The organism is Nostoc sp. TCL240-02, assembly GCF_013343235.1.
Taxonomy (GTDB): domain Bacteria; phylum Cyanobacteriota; class Cyanobacteriia; order Cyanobacteriales; family Nostocaceae; genus Nostoc.
On the sequence record NZ_CP040094.1, the window covers coordinates 4,396,144 to 4,421,415 of the forward strand.

18 protein-coding genes and 2 pseudogenes are annotated in these 25,272 nt (G+C 41.7%); 13 read left to right on the top strand and 7 right to left on the bottom strand.

The window, feature by feature from the left end; translation table 11 throughout:
- Nucleotides 1–263: 263 nt before the first annotated feature.
- Nucleotides 264–422, bottom strand: coding sequence for a hypothetical protein (locus FBB35_RS18690; RefSeq protein ID WP_174710899.1), 159 nt, complete (start codon nt 420–422; stop codon nt 264–266).
- Between the two features lie 98 nt (nt 423–520).
- Here FBB35_RS18690 and purN point away from each other — a divergent pair, with 98 nt between their 5' ends.
- The gene (purN, locus tag FBB35_RS18695; protein ID WP_174710900.1) at nt 521–1,183 is read left to right on the top strand and encodes a phosphoribosylglycinamide formyltransferase; all 663 of its coding nucleotides are present in this window, start codon (nt 521–523) and stop codon (nt 1,181–1,183) included.
- A gap of 386 nt (nt 1,184–1,569) precedes the next feature.
- Here purN and FBB35_RS18700 read toward each other — a convergent pair whose 3' ends face one another.
- The 3 genes from FBB35_RS18700 to FBB35_RS18710 all read right to left on the bottom strand — a co-directional run bounded on the left by FBB35_RS18700 (nt 1,570) and on the right by FBB35_RS18710 (nt 4,894).
- Nucleotides 1,570–2,988 (bottom strand): aldehyde dehydrogenase family protein, encoded by a 1,419-nt coding sequence (locus FBB35_RS18700; protein ID WP_174710901.1) that lies wholly within the window; start codon nt 2,986–2,988, stop codon nt 1,570–1,572.
- 75 nt (nt 2,989–3,063) lie between these two features.
- Nucleotides 3,064–4,107: a nitrilase-related carbon-nitrogen hydrolase gene (locus FBB35_RS18705; RefSeq protein WP_174710902.1), complete on the bottom strand. Its 1,044-nt coding sequence runs from the start codon at nt 4,105–4,107 to the stop codon at nt 3,064–3,066.
- 25 nt (nt 4,108–4,132) lie between these two features.
- Nucleotides 4,133–4,894: a red chlorophyll catabolite reductase gene (locus FBB35_RS18710; RefSeq protein WP_174710903.1), complete on the bottom strand. Its 762-nt coding sequence runs from the start codon at nt 4,892–4,894 to the stop codon at nt 4,133–4,135.
- Nucleotides 4,895–4,999: 105 nt separating this feature from the next.
- Here FBB35_RS18710 and FBB35_RS18715 point away from each other — a divergent pair, with 105 nt between their 5' ends.
- A complete protein-coding gene (locus FBB35_RS18715) occupies nt 5,000–6,016 on the top strand; it encodes an NmrA family NAD(P)-binding protein (RefSeq protein ID WP_254625613.1) in 1,017 nt (338 codons plus the stop codon).
- A gap of 542 nt (nt 6,017–6,558) precedes the next feature.
- Here FBB35_RS18715 and FBB35_RS18720 read toward each other — a convergent pair.
- Nucleotides 6,559–7,625 (bottom strand): ISKra4 family transposase gene (locus FBB35_RS18720; RefSeq protein ID WP_174708235.1). Its coding sequence is split into 2 segments (ribosomal slippage): nt 6,559–7,469 and nt 7,469–7,625, totalling 1,068 coding nucleotides; the frame shifts between segments, so codons are not numbered across the junction.
- A gap of 72 nt (nt 7,626–7,697) precedes the next feature.
- Between FBB35_RS18720 and FBB35_RS18725 the strand changes: the two are divergent.
- Nucleotides 7,698–8,072: pseudogene (locus FBB35_RS18725) on the top strand (ISKra4 family transposase); the annotation flags it as partial.
- A gap of 6 nt (nt 8,073–8,078) precedes the next feature.
- On the opposite strand, the gene FBB35_RS18730 reads toward FBB35_RS18725, so the two are convergent.
- Both FBB35_RS18730 and FBB35_RS18735 read right to left on the bottom strand, forming a co-directional pair.
- Complete coding sequence (locus FBB35_RS18730; protein WP_174710904.1) at nt 8,079–9,221, bottom strand: glycosyltransferase; 1,143 nt, start codon at nt 9,219–9,221, stop codon at nt 8,079–8,081.
- A gap of 461 nt (nt 9,222–9,682) precedes the next feature.
- Nucleotides 9,683–11,989, bottom strand: coding sequence for a BamA/TamA family outer membrane protein (locus FBB35_RS18735; RefSeq protein ID WP_174713702.1), 2,307 nt, complete (start codon nt 11,987–11,989; stop codon nt 9,683–9,685).
- Nucleotides 11,990–12,548: 559 nt separating this feature from the next.
- Here FBB35_RS18735 and FBB35_RS18740 point away from each other — a divergent pair.
- From FBB35_RS18740 to FBB35_RS18780, 10 genes and pseudogenes are all read left to right on the top strand, one after another.
- Entirely contained in the window at nt 12,549–13,457 is a 909-nt protein-coding gene (locus FBB35_RS18740; protein ID WP_174710905.1) for an SAM-dependent methyltransferase, read from the top strand.
- Between the two features lie 337 nt (nt 13,458–13,794).
- On the top strand, nt 13,795–13,947 hold the full coding sequence (locus FBB35_RS18745; protein ID WP_174710906.1) for a hypothetical protein: 153 nt from the start codon (nt 13,795–13,797) through the stop codon (nt 13,945–13,947).
- Nucleotides 13,948–14,396: 449 nt separating this feature from the next.
- Complete coding sequence (locus FBB35_RS18750) at nt 14,397–14,705, top strand: transposase (RefSeq protein ID WP_174710258.1); 309 nt, start codon at nt 14,397–14,399, stop codon at nt 14,703–14,705.
- 36 nt (nt 14,706–14,741) lie between these two features.
- Nucleotides 14,742–15,251, top strand: a complete 510-nt coding sequence (locus tag FBB35_RS18755; RefSeq protein ID WP_254625599.1) for a transposase — start codon at nt 14,742–14,744, stop codon at nt 15,249–15,251.
- 18 nt (nt 15,252–15,269) lie between these two features.
- A pseudogene (locus tag FBB35_RS18760) lies at nt 15,270–16,217 on the top strand (IS66 family transposase); the annotation flags it as partial.
- A gap of 386 nt (nt 16,218–16,603) precedes the next feature.
- Nucleotides 16,604–16,735: a hypothetical protein gene (locus FBB35_RS35515; RefSeq protein WP_302480915.1), complete on the top strand. Its 132-nt coding sequence runs from the start codon at nt 16,604–16,606 to the stop codon at nt 16,733–16,735.
- Between the two features lie 714 nt (nt 16,736–17,449).
- Complete coding sequence (locus FBB35_RS18765; protein WP_254625614.1) at nt 17,450–19,351, top strand: alkaline phosphatase family protein; 1,902 nt, start codon at nt 17,450–17,452, stop codon at nt 19,349–19,351.
- Between the two features lie 153 nt (nt 19,352–19,504).
- On the top strand, nt 19,505–20,650 hold the full coding sequence (locus tag FBB35_RS18770) for an alkaline phosphatase family protein (RefSeq protein ID WP_174710907.1): 1,146 nt from the start codon (nt 19,505–19,507) through the stop codon (nt 20,648–20,650).
- A gap of 718 nt (nt 20,651–21,368) precedes the next feature.
- A complete protein-coding gene (locus FBB35_RS18775) occupies nt 21,369–22,346 on the top strand; it encodes a helix-turn-helix transcriptional regulator (RefSeq protein ID WP_174710908.1) in 978 nt (325 codons plus the stop codon).
- 188 nt (nt 22,347–22,534) lie between these two features.
- Complete coding sequence (locus FBB35_RS18780; RefSeq protein ID WP_254625615.1) at nt 22,535–25,192, top strand: TonB-dependent siderophore receptor; 2,658 nt, start codon at nt 22,535–22,537, stop codon at nt 25,190–25,192.
- Nucleotides 25,193–25,272: the final 80 nt, after the last annotated feature.

Below are 25,272 nucleotides of genomic sequence, written 5' to 3' on the forward strand. Positions count from 1 at the left end.
GATCAAATCCTATGCGGCTTTAATCTCTGTATTGTTTCCTTTATACCAAGTTTTAGAATATTATCTCTATCAACCGGACTAGATTATAAGCTAAATTTTTAGAGCAAAATTTAATCAAGCCTAAGCGTAGTCCGTCGTAGACATCGCAACATGGAAAGAGACACTGCTAAATTAAAGTATAAATCTTACCTATTTATGTAAGAAAAATCTAGGCAGCTACTGTATCAGTATCCAACCACGACTTAGTAGAGCATTTTATTAATTCATAGCAAATTAAATTTGGCAATACCCTGCAATGTTAATGCATCGGCTGACAATGCCAATACATCGGGTAACAATACCAATGCATTGGGTAACAATGCTAATACATTGGTTGACAATGCCAATGCATCGGGTAACAATGCCAATGCATCGAGTAACACTATTAATGCGTCCCTTTGCATTAAACAAGCTACGCTTTTACACAAAATTGTACGTATTATATATTTTTGGCATCTATAATTTTCCCTTTTAGCTGTTTATGACCCTCCGCCCTGATTCTACCCTGAGCTTGGTTTCTCCCAGTATTAGCGATGTTCACCAACAAGTCGCCCCTTTAAAACTAGGAATTATGGCTTCTGGGAATGGCAGCAATTTTGATGTAGTTGCCCAAGCTATCCAAGATGGACAGCTAAATGCTCAAATTCAAGTTTTAATTTACAATAACCCCTCGGCCAAAGCAGCCGTCAGAGCAGCCAATAGAGGTGTAGAAGCTGTTTTATTAAATCACCGCAACTATCAAAGCCGAGAAGAGTTTGATGAGAAGATTGTGCAGACATTGCAGCACTACGATGTGGAATGGGTGATTTTGGCGGGTTGGATGCGATTGTTAACATTAGTTTTCATGGATGCCTTTCCTGAGAGAATTATTAATATCCATCCTAGTTTGTTACCTAGTTTTAAGGGAATCCATGCTGTAGAACAAGCCTTAGAATCAGGGGTAAAAATCACTGGTTGTACGGCGCATATCGCTTGTTTAGAAATGGACAGTGGCCCAATCTTGATGCAAGCCGCAGTACCAGTTTTGCCCGATGATACAGCAGAAACACTCCACGCCAGGATTCAAATTCAAGAACATCGAATTTTACCATTAGCGATCGCTCTGGCAGCATCTTCGTCAAAAAGTATACTAGGCGTTACATGAAATACAAGCGGTTTTCGTACTTTGCGGATAACCCGTTGGAGAACTCGTAAAGTAGCCGCTAAGTGTCTATAAGTCAATATGGTTCAGTTAAGGCTAGCAGTCTTCGTCAAAGTCATTTTTTAACGTAGACGCGGAGCGGCTTGCCGCAGGCTACCACAGAGACACAGAGGGCATAGAGAAAAGAAAGAGAAGGAAAAAATTGCTTAACTGAACTGTAGTGGTCTATAAATCAATATAGTTCAGATAAGAGCAAGATACTTGTAGAGACGGCGATTTATCGCGTCTCAAAACTCAAAACCCCAAAATTTTTGCCAGTAGCCCTTAAATGAACCGTATTGGTCTATAAGTTTTCGTAGCGTGCATTAACCCCTGGTTGTTGATAGTATTTATGATTCATTATCAAACCACCAAGGGTCATTAGTCGCATTAGTTTTAATTAAAATAGCTTTTTTTCGCATGAACCGTTTCAGCGCTGCTGCACCCATGCGCGATCCTCCCATCCCAGAGAATTTAAAGGCGTTTTTCTCTCCCTCGTGCATGATGGCAGTGAGTCCAGCATCGTTGATACTAATAGCACCTGCATCTATCTGCTGGGCAATTTCTAAAGCTTCAGCTTCTGAGGCAAAAACAGCAGCACTTAATCCATAAATTGAGTCGTTTGCTAAAGACACTGCTTCCTCGACTGTGGAAAAAGGCATTATTGGCATAATGGGGCCAAAAGTCTCTTCGGTCATCACTTTCATGGAATGATTAACTTGGGTAAGCACTGTTGGACGACACCACCAACCCCCACCCAAGTCTTCAATTACGCCGCCGCAGTGAATGACTGCTCCCTTTTCTACTGCATCTAGGAGATGATCGCTAATAATGGCTGCTTGTCTTTCAGCGATGATTGGGCCGATTTCTCCACTTTCAACAGTGGGGTAGGCTAGTCCAAGGCGGTGTGCTTTGGCTACTAATTGATGGTAAAACTTTTCAAATATGGATTCAGCAACATAAATCCGCTCAATTGATAAGCACGACTGTCCAGTGTTGACGACGGAACCCCACAAGATTGCTGAGGTTGCTAATTCTAAATTGGCTGATTCTAAAACGATCGCAGGATCTTTTCCCCCTAATTCCAAAAAAGCCGGAATAAACCGTTTAGCAGCCGCTTCTGCCACTTTTCGCCCTGTTGCAACACTGCCTGTAAAGCACACTAAGTCTACATTGTCAATCAAAATAGATCCGGTTGCGCCTGCTCCTTCAATAAAAGTTAAGACATCGCGCAATTTAGGAACGGCGTTGAGTGCTGTTGTCAGTGGTGCAACGAAGCGGGGAGCGATTTCACTGGGTTTGACAATGACGGCACAACCCGCCAACAATGCCGGAATGGTATCAATAGTTGACAGCAACAGTGGAAAATTCCACGGGCTAATGATCCCAATTAGGGGGTAAGGAACAGATGTTTGTTGCAAGGCGATAAATGGAATTGCTGTGTTTTTTGCAGAGTCTTGCAGCAATTCTGGTGCTAATCTACACCACCGATCGATGCTAGAGAGGAAAGAGTCTATTTCTAATACTGAGGTTGATAATCTTCCCGTATCATTTACCAAAGCTTCCGTTAAGCGATCGCGCTCTGATACTATCGCTGCCTTCCACTGCTGTAAAGCTTCAATTCTCCCCTCTAAACCCAGCTTTTGCCAGCTAACTTGTGCCCGGCGCGATCGCTTGCATTGCTGTGCTAGCAACCTTGGGGGTGGCGGGATAATTACGTAGTCAAATTTGCCAGTTCGGGGATTGCGGACTTCTATTGGTTTTGTCATTGGTCAATAATTAATAGTTATTTTTCCCCTGCTCCCCCTGCCCGCCGCCCCTCTGCCTCTTTCCCATTCCCCAATTCAAATTATTTCCAGTTGGGCTAACCGATCAATTGTGGCTTGCTGGGTTTGCAAAAAGTGTTTGCGGTCTATTTCTCCCTCCAGCATAGTATTAGCTGGGTAAAAGTGTGATTGATGATAACTTTCGGCGTATAGTTCAAAGCGTTGACGAGCAAGTAAATTATGTAACCCCGGTCGGCGGCGATCGCGGCGTAACGCTCCTAAATCAATCTCGGCAAACGCTGCCATGCTCTCGCCTGCACCTGTTTCGGCTAAAACGATTCCGCGATGGTCGATGATTTTAGAGCCACCATCAGCCGAAGCTATGGGGATGGCAATATTAGCGATGCCTGCGGTATTAGCTGAAACTACATAAGCCATGTTTTCGACGGCGCGAGTGATTTTTGCCGCGTCTTTGGGAGTGAGGTTTTTGTTGTATACTTCCGAAGTGGAATGGACAAAAATCTCTGCTCCTCGCATCGCCAGACACCGCGCTACTTCGGGATATAAAATTTCTTCTGATGCTAAAGCTGCTAAATTACCGATCGCAGTTTTGGCTACGGGGAAAACTCCCTCTAAACCATAACAGTCAAGATATTTATCCCAAACATCATGGGGAGTGGGAGCAAATAAGGAATTTAGCCGCCGATACCGCAAGACGATTGAGCCGGAGGGATCAAGAATAAAACAGGTTTGGAAGTACAATCCGGGAAAGTTTGGATCAACTTCGTAGGCATTACCAGCTAAAAATATTTTATGCTTTTGGGCAATTTTACCCAGCGCCTCATACTCAGCACCAGCCATTTCTATACAGGCTTTTTCTGCCCATCCTGCAAGACTATCGCCCATTGGAAAACCCGTGAGGAAATATTCTGGCAGTACAATTAAACGACAATCAAAGCCAATAAAAGCGATACTGGCAGCAATTTGTTGAGCTAGGTGATTGATGGAGTTTAGCATGAGCGATCGCGCTTGGAGGCGATCAGTTGCTTGGTTGACTGCATGACAGGTAACTTGGAGTGCCAAGGCCCGGAATGAGTTGAGATTATCAGTATTATCTGCCATGCTGTATCCAAATTTTTTTACTACCTTATAGAATACGCTCGCCACCCCAGAGTGATCGCACTAATTTATCCGTCATTTCTGCCCCAAATAGCCGCACAGCAATTTGGTTGTCTGGGTCGCGTTCTGCAACAGTACGGCGCACAAATAAGTCACGCTCAGATAAAGCACTCCGTTCTGATTCCGCTACTGGTTCAGCTTCATCTACCCAACCTAGCCAACGATCTATCATCTCATGCGCTACCGTGTGGACACGATCAAGTGTCTCTTCTGTAACTGGACTGGTATAACACAGACTAGTATGAGATTGTACCTGACGGATATACAGCGTTTTGCTAATATACTGCTGAAAACGTGAATCTTTCAGGAACGCCAAATATGTCTGGTTCACAGGTTCGTAGTAACGATCCAAATAGTCGAGGTCAGTGAATAGATCGGTGCGAGGGACGTAATCTATAAAAAAGAATAATTCTGGAACCGTGGCAAAGACAATAGCCAAATGAGGAACACGAATCTGCGACTTGAGCCAAACAGTTAGGTGCATATTGCAAAAGCCAGATTTAGGTTCGCGCAACCATGAATGCACCAGCCAATAAATTTCTGGGCCAGAGAAGGTATTGACTGAGCCGTGCGCTTCTCCAATCAAAGCAGAATACTTTTGAAAGTTCTCGGTAGACGGATCTGAATGTAATTCAAAACGAGCGTCTATTTTCTCACAGAGTTCATTTGTCCAACCCCACAACTGCTCAAATAAGGCTATATTGTCTACATTAATTTGCTGCTCAATCACTGTTTGTACCCTTTTAGATCAGAATGCAAACAAACATAATATAAAAGCAAAAAACCAGCATCTAGCTTCTGCGAGAATTGTTCCACTGAGCCAGAACAACTGTAAATGGCGTGGAATTATTGTTTGCTTCTCCTGTCTTTGGATAAACTTAATTTAAATCAAGAACTTCGGGTAGAAGAGAGAATGTCAAATCTCCGCGATCGCACAGAATCAAACACCGATAAAGTTTTACTCATCGGAGTTACTGGCGGCACAGGTGGAAATGTCGTTAAGGGATTTCTCGAACAGGGAGTTAGCAACCTGCGAGTCATCACTAGAGAAATTGATCTTAATCGTCCAACTCTTGCAAAGCTCAATGATGCCGGAGTTGAACTGGTAAAAGCCAACCTCGACGATGAAACTTCTCTCATAGCAGCCTTTGCAGGAATTTCGGCTGTTTACTGCCACGCCACTTCTGCGGACTCTACTAAAATTGACCCGCTAGAGGTGGAGAGAGCCAAGCGAGTTGCACAAGCTGCCAAACAAGCTGAAATTAAGCACTTTGTCTACAATTCCGCAGGTGGAGCAGATAGGAATTCAGGAATCCCTCGCATTGAGCAAAAGTATCAAGTAGAGAAAATTCTCAAAGAAGCTGGCTTACCGACTACTATGTTGCGAGCTTGCTTGTTTATGGAGGAGTTTTGGAAGAAGTACACGCGACCTTCTATTCTCAAAGGTAGTTTTCCGTTTTCAATTCAGCCAGACAAGCCGCTTCATCTAATTACAACAAAGGACATGGGCCGCGTTGCTGCTTACGTAATTAAACATCCCACCAAGTATATTGGTCAAGAAATTGAGCTAGCTGGCGATGTACTGACTCCAAAGCAAATGGCAGAGGCATTCTCCCAAGCGCAGGGGATAAAAGTTGTCCATAAAGAGACACCTGCTTGGATTTTCTTACTCTTGCTGCAAAAAGAACTGTTCGATTTGATTCAGTGGTATCGCAAAAAAGGTTATCAAGCCGATGTCCAGCGTTTACGAGAAGAAGAGTTTCCTGGACTTCTGACCACATTTAGTGAATTTTTAGCAGAAACCCACTGGACAAATGCGGAACTCACCTATGAGAGTCTGCGATCGCATTAGTACACTGTGGCAAAAGTTTGCTAGATCGCTTGGTTGCTGATTCATAGTTTGAGTTTGCGGTTTTTCTATAAACTTTATATTTAGTTTGACACTTTTTGGTATCTAGCTAGTTGCCCATACCAAGTAACATATTCATCGAATTCAGGACTGTTATAAAAAGCCTATAAACTAAAGTATGATAAAGCTATTGTAGCAATCTGTATCATTCGATAATTCTTTATTTGGCTCTTAATTTAGATGAATATTTTCAAATAGATATATAGGAATTCGGTTCGACTTCTGAAAATATACGTAGGGTATATTAACGATAGCATAGCACACCTAAGCCTCGATAATGATGCGTTACAAACTCCGTTTAAGCACACTCCACAATACCTAATTCTGTTCAAAAATCAAATAGTAATTCTAATGATCAAATATTTTTTAAAGGCAAACTTATTAGGATTTAGTTTACATAATTAGCCAGAAAATGATTTTGAAATCTGGTTAATACATCATTTTAATAGTCTATTAATGGGGAGCATCTCACTTTTTAAAGTGGCTCAAACTGACAATAATCCATTGAGGTAAGCACAGCGATGGGCTAGGACTTGAGGCACATTTTCTCGTTTCCATTGTGCCCCGGAAATTTTTGTTCGACGGTCAACCTGTTTAACGGCAGATTCAACTGAACCTGAACCAATTGAACAAATTTCTTCAGCTTGATAATATTCGTAGTTGATAATGCGATTGCGATGCTTATCAAGATAACGGCAAAAGTTTTGTACTTGTTTGCCTTTACAATCTGTAAATAAGGCAATAGTAGCCTCAACTTGGCCTTTCCATAGTAGATTTTGTGCTTGTTTCAAGCGTTTTTGTGAACCCCCAACTTTGTGGAGGTTTTCTATTAAATGGAACCAATCAAGTATTTCTCGACGTTGTGCATCAGGTGCTAATTGGTCAATTATATTCCAAATGCCGTCATGTCCATCACCAATACAAGTGAGTGGGCTAGCCAGTGGTTGGTCATTAACCCAATCAATCACAATCTGATTATTCTGAAATGAAGTTCCCAAGATTCCGAGATGATGTAAGCTAATTGCTTTATAGCCAAGCCATGCACATATTTGACCTTTAGGAGTTCGGACACGGATGTTTCCACCATCGACGCTTAATTCTTCAATTGTCTGTTCTGGTGTTGGCAACTCAAAATTCTGGCGATGCACTAATCTCTGTTGACTGCTGTGAGAAACCTCTATGCCCGTAAAATACTTGATGTCTGATGCCGCATCTTCATAGCTGACATTCGCACTTACCCTCAAACAACAAGTTTCTAGATATGGACTCAGTTGAGTACTTGGTGCGACTTCTAATTCAATGGCTTGTTTGCTCGTTATTGCTAACTCTCCAAGAATGCTTTTGAGCCGTCGTTGGTATCCTGCGGTTGTCCCTGTAATCGTTTCGATAAAAAAACCCCTACTTCTGGCATAACATGCTTCTGCATTTGACTCCGCACTGCTTCTTCAATTGCTGCAAGATTTGTGAGCTTTTCTTTTGACGTATCTTCATACAATATTTTAGCAATCGCCTGAATATGTTTTTGAAGAGCTTGCTTTTGTTCTGGGGTCATCGGTAAGTAAATACACTCGTCTTACCTATCCTGACTGATTTTCGTCTTCTTTGCAAAAAACTGGGATGCTCCCGTCGAGAAATACTTGATTGGTTCCATTTAATAGAAAACCTCCACAAAGTTGGGGGTTCACAAAAACGCTTGAAACAAGCACAAAATCTACTATGGAAAGGCCAAGTTGAGGCTACTATTGCCTTATTTACAGATTGTAAAGGCAAACAAGTACAAAACTTTTGCCGTTATCTTGATAAGCATCGCAATCGCATTATCAACTACGAATATTATCAAGCTGAAGAAATTTGTTCAATTGGTTCAGGTTCAGTTGAATCTGCCGTTAAACAGGTTGACCGTCGAACAAAAATTTCCGGGGCACAATGGAAACGAGAAAATGTGCCTCAAGTCCTAGCCCATCGCTGTGCTTACCTCAATGGATTATTGTCAGTTTGAGCCACTTTAAAAAGTGAGATGCTCCCATTCAATAGTATTAGAGAATAGACCACAACCCCAGATTATCAAGCTGAGAAAATCCCATAAAGGTACAAGCCATAGATATTTTCTTGCAGTGGAATCTTGAAGAAACTTAACACCAATAAACCACCCCATAATCAATCTTATTACCCAAGTAACAACTAACGCAAAGTAAATGAATAATGATCCTTGTGTAACAAATGACAGAATTAGACTAATGACGTTTCCGTAGGTAAAAACCAGCCCTAAATAACTCCAAAAACCAGTAACTCTTATACACTGTGACCAGCGGATCTGACGATTAATTGAATCGACAACAGTTTTTGTGGATAGTACGTGTTCAACTATGTAATCAGAAAGTACAACTTTGTAACCCGCTCGTGCTGGTAGATAACCGAGTTGAAAATCATCCGCAAGATCATCAGCGATCGCTTCAAACCCTCCTATTGCCTTGAGTACTTCTTTACGAATTACAATGGTTGAACCAAAAGCACATTTTATCCCCTTTAATTGTTTACCAGCTAAAGAAGTAGCATGAATATAACAAGCAGTTCCAATGGCTTTTAAAATTTCTACCCATCCTTGCCCCACCGAACGAAATAAACAGGTGACAACACCAACCTTGTTGTTATGTAGTGGTTGTACAACTCGCTGTAAGTAGTCTTCTCCAACTCGGATGTCGCTATCAGCAATAACTAGGATTTCGTATTTGGCGAAAGATAAAGCATTTGCGAGATTACTCACTTTTAAGTTTGCCCCAATAATGCGATCGCAGACTATCAACTGAATATTCAGTATCGGGAAGTCTCGGATAATTTGTTTGACCACATCTATTCCAGGGTCTTGCGGGCTGCGGACGCTGAAGATAATCTGGTAAGTTGAATACTCCTGTCGGCAAAATGTTGCCAAATTTTCGTAGATATCTCTGTCCAGTCCGCAAATTGGCTTCAGGATAGTAATGGGTGGATAAAAATTGGGAGCATATATATGGGATTCTCCGAAGGTGACAACTGCTGAATAGATTGAGTAACAATAAAATAGGGTAGCTGACAAGCAAAGAATTAATATTAAAACGTCGATAACTGTTAGGTTGATATTTGTAAAAAAAGCAGATACAGAAATTTCCATTGACTTAAAGCATTAATCTCTCGATTTAGTTGATACATATTGATTACAGACCATCACGATCTACTTTCACTAAAGCAAGTTGAACGTCTGTAGATATAATGTATTTCGGGGTTCGCGCTCTCAATTTAAAGATAAAAAGTCAAGAACTTGGAAAGAATTGACTTTTTGAGAAGGAATGACATTATTTTGGGATTATTCCAGAAACTTTCAAAATCACAATTAGAAACCAGGACAGTCAGCGATTATTTGCTATTTATCAAAAAAGGCAGAGGGCAGTTCTTGCTGAAGGCAGAAGGGAATGCTGACTCTGACCTCTGCCTGTGACCAAAGGGAACTTGGGTATAAAACCCCGCAGTCCACACGGCGCTTACAATTGGGTGGGGTTTTATACCCAACGAAAAAGTTCCTTCTGCCCTCTGCATAGATGCCTCCTGCCTTCTTCAACGTTGACTGCTAATAACTTAAAACCTTTCGCCAATACCAAAATTGATGCGGTTGTCACCGTCGCCATTGATGCCGTAGTCAATGCGAATTGGCCCTAGTGGCGATTGTACGCGCACACCAAGACCATAACCGTAGCCAGTACCATTTTTGTTCAGCACATCAGCTGACCTGGTATTACTTCCCAGATCGCTGCCGATATCAAAAAATAGTGCGCCACTGACGACTGAAAAAACCGGGAAGCGATACTCAGCAGATGCTTGTATATAACTACGTCCACTACCTAATCCTCCTTCTTGATAACCTCGGACAGAGTTGCTACCACCAAGGGTGAAGGCTTCGTAAGGAGGCAAGTCACCAAGGATAGTTCCACCCTGCAAGTTAAATGCTAAAGTTTGTGGCCCTTTGGTAAGACTAATAAAGTTGACAGGGAAATATTGGCTATAGTTACCTCGCAACCTGGTGAGAAAAATATTGCCTAGTCCCACTGGTACTGACTGATCGACTCCGAAGCGGAGATAAGAACCGCTAGTGGGTTGTAAAGGGTTATTACGGAGATCGCGTTGTACCCCAAGTTGCAACAACAGCAAATCGTCTTCACCTTGTCCAGATGCACTAAGTGGAACTCGTTCTGTAGGTACTCCATTCTTGAACACCGTTCCTTCTTTTCTGATGTTGCCATTGGCATCACGGGTGGAAACTCGTTGATACTGCAAACCTGCTGAAGCCGTCCATTCAGAATTTTTGTAGGGATTATTGCTCAGGGGACGAGTAAAGGTGACACCGCCACCTAGACGGAGGACACGGGGGCGATCGCCATCCGTCTTCCCCTGTTGAAAGGTTTTGATATTGTTATTTTTGCCGTCAAAAATCAACGAAATGGAACTACGGCGGAAAATATTGGCTGTATAGGAAGTCCGGTAAGGATCTCCTGCGATCCAGGGGTCGGTATACCGCAGGTCAAACAGCAGTTCTCGTTCTCCCACCTGTACTTCTGCGCCCAGTTTTTGGTTCCTGCCGTTCAGGTTTTGCTGTTGATAGCTTACTGTTCCAAAAAGTCCGCTAGCAGAACTAATCCCTGCCCCAGCTGCAATAGAACCACTGCTGCGTTCAGCTACATTCACGACTACATCAACCTTGCTGGGGTCAGTACCAGGGTCAAGGGAGACATTCACATCTTCAAATAGCCCTATCCCATACACGCGCTGTAGGTCTTTTTGCACGGTGTTGCGATTGAATACTTGTCCTGGCTTTAATTCCAATTCTCTGGTAATGATGTAATCTTGTGTTCGTCTGCGAATTGGTTGTCCCTTTTCGTCTGTCTCTTGACCATCTTTATTACGGAACCGAACTCTAATGTTTTCTACTACACCTTCTGCTACTTGTAAGGTAACAACTCCGTTTTCAGAGACTTGGGGCGCTCCAATTACGTTGGCTAAAACGTAACCTTGGTCTTGATACCGCTTATTTAACTGTTTGATGCCTTCTTGCAAGTCACGCAAGTTGAGGATTTTACCATACTGCTCCTTAAATACTTCATCTACAGTATTAGCTGGGAGGACGGAGGCGACACCAGTGCCAGGATTGGCTTGCACTTCTACTTTACTCAGGACGGGGTTAGGCTGCACAACAAAGCTCACCCGCACTCCCAAGGGAGTATCTTCTGGCGATGCTTGGACATTGGAGAAAAAGCCAGTACCAAAGATGGCGTTAATATCTTCTTGCAGTTGGCTGCGTGTTGTTGTTCGTCCTGGTTGGGTACGGATTACTTTGTAAACTTGTTCTTCCAGTTCTGGTGAGATTTGCCCTGTCTGAGATTTAACTACTACTTCCGACACCAGTACGCGGGGATCATTGGCTTCTGGAGCTGTGTTGGGTTGAATATTTCCTGGAGTTGTGGGAGATACAGGTGTCGCCGCAGGTAGCTTGACATTTTCTCCACCAGGAGTAGTGCTAGGAGATGGGGAAGGTATTTTTTGTTGAGTGAGATTTAGGTTTTTTTGAAGGGTTTGTGCCATTCTTGACGTTGTGGAGGTTGGCACTACTACCTCTTGTAAAGCCAATGATGCTGAATTGACTGTTAAGGCTTTGACTGATTGAGACTTAAGATACTCCGAATTTGGAATACCTATTGTATTAGGGTGAAATTCTAGACTTTGACTGAAGTGACTTTGAGCAATGCCTTTTTCTGCCTGCTGATTTGTTCCTAGTGTAAAAATCTTTGTTGTCTGTTTCAGACTATTAGCGGTTTGTGCATTTACACTCTCGCAGCTGCCCAAAGGAGCTGCAATTGCCAGCACTGCCACCAATACCGGGGATAAACGCATTTTATTTACATTCCTCATAGTTACCACACGCGGTACTCCACAGGAGTTACTTAGCGATCGCCTCTGGCGGGACGCAGCCCATCGCAAGGCAATCATGCTCTTATGCAAAGCAACTGACATCAAAGCCAAAAATACTGATGAAAACTATAGCTATAGCCGGATTAGTTGAAAGATTCATGTGTAAATTTATCTGAAATATCGGTTTTTGATTATAAGCAGCAAAGGTCAAGAACTCGGAAAGATTCATCTTAATAACTTGATATTTTCATGACCTTGTTAGTTACTGAGGCGAACGCGGCAATTTTTTTTTAAATGAAGCAAATCTTTCCGATTTCTTGACTTTTATTCTCCATAATTCAATTTGACAACCTTGCTCATAAAGGTTGTTTAACTCTAATTAGAGGAGTGAATATAATGAAAAATTCTACAAAAATGATACTAGGTGCTGTTACTATAGTTTTATATTAAAGTGCAGTTTATAATATTACCTAAAATTTTAGGGTTTGACATTTGCAATCTTTGTATAGTGTAGCCAGAATTAAAAATAATACTTTATTCGATGATAAATCTTGCGGAAACTGCGTATCTAGTGGCAATGTATCGCGCATTGGAAAGCGAACGCGCAGATGCACTATTTAAAGACCCATTAGCGCGTGTGTTAGCTGGTGGAAAAGGTGAAATGTTTGTTGAAGTTATAGGGGAGAAAGACAAAATTACAAATGCGATCGCCATCCGCACCTATGTTATTGATAACTTTATTTTACAGTTAGTTAAGTCAAAAAAGATTGACACTGTAATCAATCTGGCTGCGGGGTTAGATACTCGACCCTATCGATTACCTCTTTGTGCATCGCTTCGTTGGATTGAAGTTGACTTGCCGGAAATCATTGCTTACAAAGAACAATTACTTAAAAACCAGCAACCTTTGTGTTGGCTTGAGCGTGTCAAACTCGATATTACCAACCTGGCATTGAGAAAGACTTTTTTCTCAGAGATTAATCTTGTAGCAAGACAAGCTCTAGTGATCACAGAAGGTTTGCTATCATATCTACACGAAACCCAAGTAGCATTACTTGCAACCGATATTTATGAGCAATCTCATCTGAATTGGTGGCTATTTGAATTGGAATCATCGTTAGCGTTGAAGCACTACGATCAAGTTTACGCTCGAAAAATTTTCGACCAATATTTTGCGAATGGAAATAAAACTTTGTTATTTGCTCCTCAGCAAGGGGCAGAATTTTTTCAACACTATAATTGGAAAGTTGCAAAATCTGTATCTGCATGGAAAGAGTTACACCGACTAAACCGAGGGATAAAATTTACCTGGTTACTAGAAATAATTATGAAATGGATTTCTAATGAATATTGGGAAAAAATTCAGCATCAAGGTAGTGTTGTATTGCTTGAGAGAAGCCACGCCGTTGACGATCTAGTAAAAACAAAGGAGGTTTTTGAAAAGAGATGATTCAACAACTTCGTATTTAGTTATTATTTTTTGACCAATATCCCCTACCCCCTCACATCCTAGAGATCCTCATACCTTATGAATTTGGTGAAAACAAGCGTGCCATTCATTTATCCACCTAATTGTTAGCAGCTGACTTTGAGGCACTGCTCCCAATACAATCGAAGTTTGGTAATATCCGAAAAATAATTGTAAAAGGAATATATTTTGACAATACCTTAGCCAATTTACGAGGGTTCAATACCTGTGGAAACGGTATGAATATGTCCCAGGGAAGGTAAGGATTCAGGTGGCGGGGTATTGACAAGTGTGATACTGGAAGCAGAATATAGCAATTATGGAAAAAGACCTGCCACCAAAACTAGACAGTGAAACCTTAAAACAGTTGGCGACAGAGCAGCTGGTAGAGATTATCATCTTCGCTGGCGATCGCTATAGAGCAGTTGAAGTGCAAAGTAATAGAATTAGAATCTGTAATAGAGAAACTTAAAATCAGCAGAGATTTAGACAGCACAACATCATCAAAACCACCATCGGGAGACATCCTCAAAAAACCGAGAACAAACAACAAGATCAATCAGTTGAAAGCGAGACACCAAAACGGAAACCAGGAGGACAATCAGGGCATCCCGGAAAAACCAGAATTGGGTTTGGTCGAGTAGATAGATTTGAGATATTAAGACCGCAAGTGTGTAGCTGTTGTGGTCACAAGGAATTCTGTACAGAACCAATTAAAATCGAAACACAACAGGTAGCACAGTTGGTGAACAGGCCAATCGAGATAGTAGAATACCAAAGATATACCTGTATTTGCAACGAGTGTGGCGAAACACAAGCAGCACAATGGTCTTTAGAGATGGTACCGGGACAATATAGAACCCATTTGACATCTTTTACTGTATTGAAGTAGAGTGACGGCAAAAGCCATATCCAGCAGCCATGCCGTACTCTAGCAGCCTAACAGACGAAGAATGGGAAATTCTCGAACCCCTACTGCCGACTATATTGCCTGCTAAGAAACAGACTAGACCCGCCAACTGGACAAAAAGAGAACTCTTAGATGGCATCTTCTATCAACTAAAGAATGGCTGCAATTGGGAAGACTTACCCAAGGACTTGCCCCCCTACTCGACTGTATATTGGCATTACAAGCAGTGGCGGGCCAAAGGAGTGATAGAAGAATTGATGAGAGTTTTACATGGACGAGTGCGTGAACAGGTAAAAAAAAAGCTAAGTGGACGACGCTGATAATTATCGACTCTCAAGCGGTGAAAAACACCTGTAATGCGAGTATTACATCGAAAGGGTATTGTTTCTACTTTCTCGACAAATGGCATTAAAAGACATCTAGCCGTTGATACCCTGGGGTTTCCCTTCTTTACTCATTGCACTAAAGCAAATGTATCTGATGATAGGGGTTTGATTGAGATGTTGACTAAAAACATTGATTATTTCCAGTCAAAACCCGTCAATATTCCCAAAATCACCATTCTGCTAGACCACGGTTATCACCCTGAGTATTTGAGGGAGGAGCTAGAAAAAGTTTATCCCCAAATGATGACGAAAATCAGGTTTGAACTTTCGGCAAAACCATCAAAACAACAAAACAAAGAATTAGGGAAATCTGGGTTTGTTCCGGTTGCCGCGAGGTGGGTAATTGAACGGTCAAATGCTTGGATTGAGAGATGCAAAATTCTCGTTAAGAACTTTGAGAGAACTCTAGATAATGCAACTGCCAAGGTTAATCTTTGTTTCATTCGGCTAATGCTTCAGAGGCTTGCAGCCTCTTCTTAGATGTCAAATGGGTTCTATATAGGAATTAGACTGCAAGCTTTTTTGGGATGGATAAATAATTACGGGCATTTACCCTATGAAAAACAACAAGAATTGTTGTGGGAACTAGGTGAAATACAAATTGGAGTCGGAACTTTAGTAGCCACAACTGAACGAATAAATAGTGCAGTGGCTGAAAGTATTGACAATCTTAAAGAGTGGATAAAACAAACCCAACCAAATATCCATGCAGATGAAACACCTTGGGTAGTCAAAGGTGTAAAGGAATGGTTGTGGATTTTTGCAAATATAGATTTCGCTTTATTTCATGCGGCTGATACTCGTTCTCGTGCCGAATTAGAATCTATCTTGGGTTGGAGCTATGAGGGTGTACTCAGTTCCGATGACTTTAGTGCCTATAACGGTTATCCAGTCAAAGCTCAACAGAAATGTCAGGCACATTTACGCCGTCACTTCAAAAAACTGATTCAACTTCCCGGCTTAAATAACCAAGAAATTGGGACAATATTTGTCAACCTGATAGATGAGGGTTTTAAAAACTACGCTCTCTTCCAACAAACTCACAACCTTGATGAATTCTTGATTTGGGCATCCGAATTTAAAACCAAAGTTGAATCTTCAATTCATTCCTGGATTGATAAAGCTGGAGGTGAAGCTGGTAAACTGCTACGCTCCTTGCGGAATAAAGCTCATCAATGGTGGTATTTTTTAGACCACCCGGAGATACCCTCTGATAATGATTTAGCCGAACGAACGTTACGTTTAGCGGTCACAAAAAGAAAAGTTAGTGGCGGTTCCCGTTCTATGGAGCGGTTTCAAGATACTGCCAATTTATTGACGCTTATTCAAACTTGTCGTCGTCAAGGACGTTCTGTGACTGAGTTTTTTGCTCAAGCTATCAAAGCGATGGTTAACCCTGCTATTAGCCCTGCTATGCAGACTCCTTCTTTAATTGCTCAGATTTAGACCTGAATCCTTACCATCATCAATCAAAATTTAGGTGCGGAGAGGAATTAAGTATAAAGCCGCAGTTATAAGTTAAAATAGTTACTATCTTTTTATTGGTACTAAAATCAAAATGCTCTGTTTATAAAATGCTCGCATTCCAAAACCTGACTTGAATCAAATCAAGCCTAAAATATCATTAATTAGAAATACGTAAAAGGCAATTTTATTTCAATTAAGCAGTATTAGGGAGCATTTTTAAACGTCTATGAGCATCAGCAAAGATATGTTGGTGGATAAAGCAGGTAAGCGTTAGCTTGATGACAGGAATTTGTCTCAATGCCATTTAATTTGTCACCCTACAAAAAAGTAAGAAACTGGGCTTTTGGAATCAATCACAGCCCGTGATGCCTTGGTATTTTCGGCGGGGTAAGAAAAATACTAGCCTACAACGAAGCGATCGCCGCAAGTGCAACAGTGCGATCCGTCTTACCGGATATTTACATTCCACCCAATTCGGGAGACTTGAATTGCCCTAATATTCCCTACCGCAGAGAAGCGAGTGATTCCAATACTTTTCAGATTTTTGGTGAAAGGGTTTGAATTTCCCTTTCCCCAAAACCCAGTAAACTTTCTCCAGACCAAAAGAGAGATTATTGGGTTTATCCGAAAAGTATTGGCCATTTCCCCCAAAATTTTTCACTTTCCGATTCGTGCAACAATGCCATTGGTGTCTGCATTATCACATTACTTAAACATTAACAAAACCTTAACTTTACTGAAAATTTAAAAACTCAGGTAGAAAACTATTACCGAAATTTGAAATTCTATAACTCTGAAAGCCTTATAAAAAGCGGGATTAACAATTATTGTTCATCTGGATGATTGCTAAAACGGGGTAAAATAGTCCTGAATTTATTTTTGCTACATCTGAAGTAATTATAAAGACTTGGTAAAGCAAGATTCAGTCTACTTGCATTGCTTACGTTGTTATTGATTTAATCAAATTTGTGCTGACCAATAATCAGCAAAATCACGTAAAACCCACTGCAAGCATTTAATACCCGCGCATATTTGTAATCAATATCTGTGAATATATTTCGCTCTGTCTCTTCAATGCTCTCAATGGGTTGATTCTTGGAGTCTTTGATAAATGCTAGGCGAGAGCCATTGCCAAAAGAAGTAACCCTTGAATTCAGAATTTTTGCAGATTTTTGAAATTACAAGCCATTTTTCCAATTTAGTTACACACAATGAAGAAAACGCTTTTTGGGGTGTTAACGACGGCGATTGTTAGCAACACCCTGATTCCTGGTGTCCAAGCAATCAGTCTCGGAAATACAACTGCCCGCTTTAGTCATGTTCTGATTATTTCGATTGATGGATTGCACAACTCCGATCTATCAGTTGCTAATCTGCAATCTTCTTTGAAAAATATCAAGCGGTTGCAGAGAGAAGGTGTGACATATACCAATGCTTTCACTTCTGCACCATCAGATTCCTTTCCTGGGGAGCTAAACTATATTACTGGTGCTAACCCCGGCACGACTGGTGTATTTTATGATCTTTCCTACAGTCGCGCTTTGTATGCCCCAGGTACCACTCCTGCTCAAATCGGCGCAGGAACCGCCAAACCAGGAACAGTAGTAGAATTTGATGAAACTAGTGATGCATCTTGGAATAATGGTAAAGGTGGCACCTTGGATGGCGGTCAGGGATTTGATAAAACCCAATTGCCAGTCAATCGCAATGGCAACCCTGTTTACCCCAACCAGTACCTGAAAGTAAATACCATTTTTGACATAGCTAGTGCGGCGGGACTACGTACTGCTTGGTCTGACAAACATCCCGCAGCTTACACCATCCTCGCTGGAAATACACAAGACCCAACGAAGTTTAATTTGGCAACGGGTCAGGTTGGCAGCATTAGCGATTACTCTTCACTAGAAATTAACGCGGCAGTGGCAATTGATCCAACGAAGCCAGGACTTCTCCCAAGCACCCTTGGAGCTTTAGTCGATCAATCAACAGGTACTCCTTACTCCAACACCAACTCTCAAATCACGTCCACTTTCTTTAACGACGGGACAAAAGGTAATCCGGCTCTGTTTAAGGCTCCACCTGCTGGTTTTAGTCCCAACCAGTTCACAAGTGTAGCAACAACCTCAGCCTACGACGATCTCAAGGTTAAGCAGATATTAAACGAGATTGATGGATTGAACGATTCTGGTACGATAAAAGTAGGCACTCCGGCAATTTTTGGCTTGAATTTCCAAGCTGTGAGCGTCGGCGAGAAAGAGACAGCCTCTCAATTTAATGGTGGCGGAATTGACTCTAATGGAAATGCCCGTCCTGACCTGGTAAGTGCAGTAGTTCACACTGATGCCAGCATCGGTCTGATTCTGGATGAACTGAAAAAGAAAGGATTAGACAGTTCAACTTTGGTGATTTTGACTGCCAAGCACGGGCAAAATCCCGTCAAAGATCCAACTGTTGGTTTGAGCAGTACATTTGATAGTGTTACTGGTGCTGCTGGTGGCGATGGAAACCTGACTGCTGTTGCTGCTCTGTTAGTAAGAAACGGCATCCAAATTGCTTCTGAGCGAGGTCAGGATACTTCATCGCTGATCTTCTTGAAAAATCCATCTGATGTCCGAAAAGCAGTAGCCCTGCTGAAATCCAAAAATTACTCATTTGATAATACGATTGATCCAAATACTGGGGTGGCGTTTTCAACTGAGGATGCTGCGGCTCAGGGAAAGGTATTGTATGGTCAGAGCATCATCAATGCCGGATTGGGAGATCCAAGGACAAACGAACGCACCCCTGACATTATTGTTCCACTCAAAACTGGCTATTTCTTTGGTAAAGCTACCAAAAAGCGTGCAGAGCATGGTGGATTTACTGATGCTGACACCCACGTAGCCCTAATTGTTGGTAGCACTGGATTTTTCCACAATCTCCAAGGTAAAACTATCAGTCAAACCGTTTCTACCACACAAATTGCACCAACTACATTACAGGTTCTAGGTTTAAATCCTGAACGACTGCAAGGTGTTCAGATTGATAGAACTCAGACATTACCATTTAACTGTAGGGACTTGCAAATAGAAAAATACCGAATAGATAAAGAGCGCAGGGAGTACGAGGAATAAAAAAACAAATGAAGAAATTGATGTGTTAAATACCACATCAATTTCTAGTAATTCCTGTGCTTAGAGCGAATCGGTATTTCGGTAGTTGGCCATTCTTTTTCTATTGATCCGACAAATCATTCGACATATACTTAACATTTATACTCAGTATCTATGTTATTACACCCTAGATTTCAAACAACTCTTCATCATATTTGCTTATTGAGCTTGAGCTTCACACTCAATAGTTGCTTATCCAACTCACAAAAATCTAGTCAATCAGTTACTAACCCACCGCAAGTAGTTGAAAATACACCAGCAGTAGTTTCAACTCCGACACCAGACGACAAAGCCATCCCTAAATATGACCATATCTTTGTGATTGTTGAAGAAAATAAATCCTACGACCAAATTATTGGCAATCTCAATGCACCCATCATCAATCAACTGGCAAAAACCTATGGTTTGGCTAGTAACTTCTATGGCGAAGTACATCCCAGCGAAGCTAACTATGTTGCCATTTTAAGCGGTAGTACTTTTGGTATTCATGATGATGATGCTTTCTATTGCTTTGCTAATAGTAATCAGCAATTTTGCCACAACTCTCGTCAAGTTGACTATGCCAACCATACCATTACCTCTTTTAGTTTAATCGACCAATTGTCACAAAAGGGGCTGACTTGGAAAGGGTATTTTGAAGATATTCCTTCTCCAGGCTCTAAGTCCGTTGTCGCTCCCAGTCTCAATCGTGCATTATATGCGGTTAAACATAATGGTTTTATGAACTTCAAAAACGTGCAAGATGACCCGAACTTACCCAGTAAAATAGTCGGGATTGACCAACTTACTACCGACCTGAAAAGTAATAAAGTTCCCAACTACAGCCACATCATCTTCAACCAATGTCATGAAATGCACGGTTTAGCAGAGTGTCCCCAATTGCAAAAACTGATTCAAACCGGCGACACGATGATTGGAAAAGTTGTGAATCAAATCACCACTTCTAAGTTGTGGGCTGAGTCTGGCAATAATGCAATTATTATTACTTGGGATGAAGATAGTAATCCTCATGACAAAGCTCTAATTCAAGGTTGCTGTGGTTTCGACCCTGATAGCAGCGCTAACTTTGGCGGCGGTCACATTGCGACGATTGTGATTAATAATCACGCCTCACGGGGCATTGTAGATCACACACCTTATAATCACTACTCATTGCTCCGAACTACTGAAGATGCTTTTGGCATCTATGAATACTTAAACTCTGCTAATGACACGACTAAAGGAGTTAAACCGATGACCAATCTATTTGTGAAAAAATAATCAAAGTATAATCTACTACACTAACTCTTTCACCATTCACAATTTTATAACTGCCTGGTAGTTTCGGGAGCAATGCGATTTTGTGAGATCGGATTTTATCTCTCAATTACCAGGGCTTATTCCCAATAAACCGAGGTCGAAGTTCCCTGTTTTTGCCTTTTCTAAGTAGCGATCACTAAGAATTTGGGTAATTTATATTACCTATTTTTTGTACCTCACAAAATCGCATTGCTCCCGGTAGTTTCATTGTTGACCTGTAATTTGATAAATAGAGCGCTTCCGGCTATTATGAAATACGATTTTCCTCTTGCCCCTCTCCTATCATAGCTTTCAGCTTTGAGGATGTACCTCATAGCCGCAGGAAGTACTGTATCCCTCTCCTAAGAAACCGTATTTGCTTCGGGCTGAGGAACAAGCTCAAAACCTAAAGCTAGAGCCTTTTTTTGGAGGTTATTGATAACTCGTTCTTGGTAACGTTGCTCATAATAATCCATGCCAATATCTTGATAGTTACCTCCAGTTGTTCAAAGTGGGGTACAGCCGGGATACGGCGTATCCCGGCTGTACCCCAACCCGGTTTTCTGTTCCGATGCTACTAATACTCCAGTTTGCTGTGCGATGCCTGCGGCGGACGGAGCCATCGCACAGATGTAATATATCTAAATCAACAGCGATCGCTTACGGCAAGCAAGTACACCATTGCATGGTATAAGACACTATGACAATTAATTTCACGTTTTATGATTTTTGGGATTTAAGAAAAGCAGCAAATCAACAACTTTTAGTCGATCCAACCCATCCAGAAGATTATCTTAATAGATATCCTAAAGAAATGGGCAAAGGCTATTATCGCTGGATTTGTCTTCGTGAAGGCATGATCATCGAAATTCTTGAAACCCATTTGCCGCAGTCAATCAAGTGGATCACTCATGCTTATCACCAAAACAGTTTAGAATTTGGATTTATTTTAGCTGGGGATGGACAAAATTTTGATGGACAACCACTAAAGTCAGGAGAAGACTATATTTTTGGCGGTGTCTATCCACAGTCGAATAAGAGCGTTAATGGAGCAGGTAATCTCAGGTGGGTGAGTTTGTGCATTCAGCCAGAAACGCTCTTGACATTGGTAGAAAGTTATGGGGAACCACTACCGCAAGATTTGGAAAAAGCGATCGCAGGTGTACCAGATTATTTTAATCTACGTCCTAGCCTGATTACCCCAGCCAAACAAATCGCGCTCCAGCAAATTCTTCATTGTCCTTATCAGGGACTAACGCGCAAAATGTATTTAGAAAGCAAAGTGCTAGAATTGGTTTCCCTCAAGCTAGCAGATCAAGTAGCAGCGCCAACAGAAAAACTGTTACGACTTCAAGAAATTGATCGCATCCATCACGCTAGAGACATTTTACTAAGAAATATCGGTAATCCACCTTCATTAATCGATCTAGCTCGACAAGTGGGTATCAACGAATACACTCTCAAACGCGGGTTCCGTCAAATTTTTGGGACTACAGTGTTTGGTTACTTACACGACTATCGCATGGAACAAGCCAGGCAATTACTGCTGTCAGGGCAAATGAAAATTGAACAAATTGCTCAAATTGTTGGTTATGCAAACCGCAGTCATTTTGCTACTGCATTTAAAAAAAAATACGGTATAAATCCCAAAGCGTATCAAATACAAAAAAATATTTAGACACTATTACTAGATCGATCTACTCAAAAACTCCGATTATCGTGCAAAAAAATTCCGTTTTCGGGTCATTTTTTTCACATAAAACCTGTATTGTACTAGCAATAGCAAGTTGAGAAATCTTCTCGACTAATGAGCAAAAATATTTGCTCTATTGCTAATTAGCTCAATTTATTTTGGTGTGAAGAAATATGTGGAATTTGCAACTGCCATTGTTGGCGGCTACTTTGGTGTCGGTGTTTTTTGCACAGACTGTATTGGCAGAGGAAATTAGTCGTAGCCAGAATTTGACAGACAACCAAGAAAACCCGAGCTTACACCAGATAAATTTGACAGCAACTCATGCAAATAGGAAAATTACGCAATTAAGTGAGCTAGAACCCGTTTTTACTAGCGCTCGAATGTTATTAGTGCAGTCGCCAACACCCCCATCAGAAGTTGTCCAAGTTACAGCAGTCAAAGCAAACCCCACCGATAAAGGTGTGGAGGTAATTTTACAGACTTCTAAGGGGCAACAGTTGCAGCTAGTAAATCGCTCTAGTGGCAATAATTTTATCAGTGATATTCCGAATGCCCAACTGCGCCTACCGTCGGGCGATGCCTTTACTTTTCGCTCAGATAAACCGATAGCAGGTGTTAGTGAAATCACGGTGACTAACTTTGATGCCAATACTATCAGGGTGAGAGTCACAGGTGAAGTGAATCAGCCAGTTGTGGAGTTGTTTGATAGTCCGGATGAGGGGATAATTTTCTCTGTTGCTAGTGCCTTATCTGCCACGCCATCACAGCAACTACCGCAAACACAACAGCCCCAAGCTAGTCAACCGCCAACTCAAACACAGCCAACTCAACCATCAGCTTCTGGTGATGAACCAATTGAGTTGGTGGTGACGGGTGAGCAAGATGGATACAATGTACCCGATTCATCAACTGCCACCCGAACCGACACGCCCCTGCGTGACATTCCTCAGTCAATTCAAGTGATTCCGCAACAGGTGATTAAAGATCAGCAAATCACGCGGATTTCCGATGCTACCCGCAATGTGTCTGGAGTATCACCCTTATCAGGCTACGGTGGTTTTTCTGATGACTACACAATTCGAGGATTCACCAACTCCAACCTTCTGAGAAATGGCTTCACAACCAGCAACTTTTTCACCTATGGTGCCAACGTAGAAAGAGTTGAAGTTCTCAAAGGTCCTTCCTCTGTACTATACGGACAGGTTGAGCCTGGTGGTGTCATCAATTTTGTCACCAAGCAGCCCTTGGGTAGTCCCTACTACGCAGCAGATTTGACCGTAGGCAGCTTCAGTTTTTATCGTGGTGCTATAGACCTTTCCGGTCCACTCACTGACGACAAAAAATTACTCTATCGCTTAAATGTTGCCTACGAAAATTCTGGCAGTTTCCGAGATTTCTATCATCAGGAGATTTTCTCTGTGTCACCTGTGATCACTTATAAGCCCAGCGAAAACACAACCCTGAATTTTGAATACGAATATGGCAGACGACGTGGAACATTTGATCGTGGTTTGCCGCCGGGTCCTGTGTTCCTGACTCTTCCTATCAGTCGTTTCTTAGGAGAGCCTGACAGTTTTTTAAGTATAGATTACCAACAGGGAACCGCAACAGTAGATCATCGCTTCAGTGAGAATTTACAATTGCGAAGTTCTTTATCTGTGCAATCGTCGTTTGACAACAATGTTTATACTCAAGCCGATGGCGATCTTGAGGCAGATGGTCGTACTGCACCGCGTAGCAACATCGTAAATCGCAATCGCAGAAATGAAGACTACTCCTGGCAAACTGATTTAATTGGTAAGTTCAACACAGGTTCAATTGCCCATCAACTCCTATTGGGTTTCGAGTTGCGTCGCAATACAGACATTAATCCTAACTTCTTTGGTGGTGATATCGCGCCAATCGATATTTTCAATCCCGTCTATGGTGCCCGTCCGACAGGGCCAGTGGTGCTACGTGTATTCGGTACGAGGATCTCCACAACTGGTGTTTATTTGCAAGACCAGGTAACTCTACTATCTAATCTGAAGTTATTGGTCGGTGGCAGATACGATTTTGTTTTTAGCGATAATAGTGCAAAAATCGGAGATGCAGACACCACTAACTCTAATTTTTACGACAGTGCTTTTTCGCCCCGTGTGGGATTAGTCTATCAACCCATTGAACCGATTTCGCTTTATGCCAGTTACAGCAGTTCTTTTGTTCCCAACAATTCTAGAACCGCCAATGGGATATCACTGGAACCTTCTCGCGGTACACAGTACGAAGTTGGTATAAAATCTGAGTTTTTTGATCGACGGCTTTCTGCAACGCTAGCATCATACAACATCACTAAAACAAACATACCCACCACAGATCCCAACAATACCGACTTCTCCATCGCGGTGGGAGAAGTCAAAAGTCGAGGAATTGAACTGGATGTGGCAGGGGAAATTTTACCCGGTTGGAAGATTATCGCTTCTGGGTATTTGAATGATGCATTTGTGAGCAAGGATAACACCATTCCAGTAGGACGCAGACTGGAAAATACTGCCTACCACGGTGCTTCTTTATGGACAACCTATGAGATTCAAAAGGGTAGTTTGAAAGGGTTACAGTTTGGAGGAGGCATCTTTTTTGTCGGCGATCGCATTGCCAACCAGAGCGATCCATTTACTGTTCCTTCTTCTCTGAGAACTGATGCTGCCATTTCCTACAAACATGATAATTGGCGGGCTGCGCTCAATTTTAAGAATATCTTTGATCTCAAATATTACGACACTCAGGGGTACTACCTCGTTCCTCAAGCACCGTTGACTGTGTTAGGCACGATTTCAATAGAATTTTAGAGTACCGGATTGCCATTAGCTTTGCTGTAATTGCTTTTGAGCGTTCTGTTCCCCAAAAAACGTTTGATTTCAAATGCAAT

What these genes read in the sequence shown, in the direction of transcription:
- FBB35_RS35515 (WP_302480915.1), top strand. Translation starts at nt 16,604, where the DNA reads ATGCCTTGGTATTTTCGGCGGGGTAAGAAAAATACTAGCCTACAACGA.
- FBB35_RS18770 (WP_174710907.1), top strand. Translation starts at nt 19,505, where the DNA reads ATGTTATTACACCCTAGATTTCAAACAACTCTTCATCATATTTGCTTA.
- FBB35_RS18745 (WP_174710906.1), top strand. Translation starts at nt 13,795, where the DNA reads ATGGAAAAAGACCTGCCACCAAAACTAGACAGTGAAACCTTAAAACAG.
- FBB35_RS18740 (WP_174710905.1), top strand. Translation starts at nt 12,549, where the DNA reads ATGATAAATCTTGCGGAAACTGCGTATCTAGTGGCAATGTATCGCGCA.
- FBB35_RS18755 (WP_254625599.1), top strand. Translation starts at nt 14,742, where the DNA reads ATGCGAGTATTACATCGAAAGGGTATTGTTTCTACTTTCTCGACAAAT.
- FBB35_RS18700 (WP_174710901.1), bottom strand. Translation starts at nt 2,988, where the DNA reads ATGACAAAACCAATAGAAGTCCGCAATCCCCGAACTGGCAAATTTGAC.
- FBB35_RS18705 (WP_174710902.1), bottom strand. Translation starts at nt 4,107, where the DNA reads ATGGCAGATAATACTGATAATCTCAACTCATTCCGGGCCTTGGCACTC.
- FBB35_RS18780 (WP_254625615.1), top strand. Translation starts at nt 22,535, where the DNA reads ATGTGGAATTTGCAACTGCCATTGTTGGCGGCTACTTTGGTGTCGGTG.
- purN (WP_174710900.1), top strand. Translation starts at nt 521, where the DNA reads ATGACCCTCCGCCCTGATTCTACCCTGAGCTTGGTTTCTCCCAGTATT.
- FBB35_RS18775 (WP_174710908.1), top strand. Translation starts at nt 21,369, where the DNA reads ATGACAATTAATTTCACGTTTTATGATTTTTGGGATTTAAGAAAAGCA.
- FBB35_RS18735 (WP_174713702.1), bottom strand. Translation starts at nt 11,989, where the DNA reads ATGCGTTTATCCCCGGTATTGGTGGCAGTGCTGGCAATTGCAGCTCCT.
- FBB35_RS18715 (WP_254625613.1), top strand. Translation starts at nt 5,000, where the DNA reads ATGGCGTGGAATTATTGTTTGCTTCTCCTGTCTTTGGATAAACTTAAT.
- FBB35_RS18730 (WP_174710904.1), bottom strand. Translation starts at nt 9,221, where the DNA reads ATGGAAATTTCTGTATCTGCTTTTTTTACAAATATCAACCTAACAGTT.
- FBB35_RS18765 (WP_254625614.1), top strand. Translation starts at nt 17,450, where the DNA reads ATGAAGAAAACGCTTTTTGGGGTGTTAACGACGGCGATTGTTAGCAAC.
- FBB35_RS18750 (WP_174710258.1), top strand. Translation starts at nt 14,397, where the DNA reads ATGCCGTACTCTAGCAGCCTAACAGACGAAGAATGGGAAATTCTCGAA.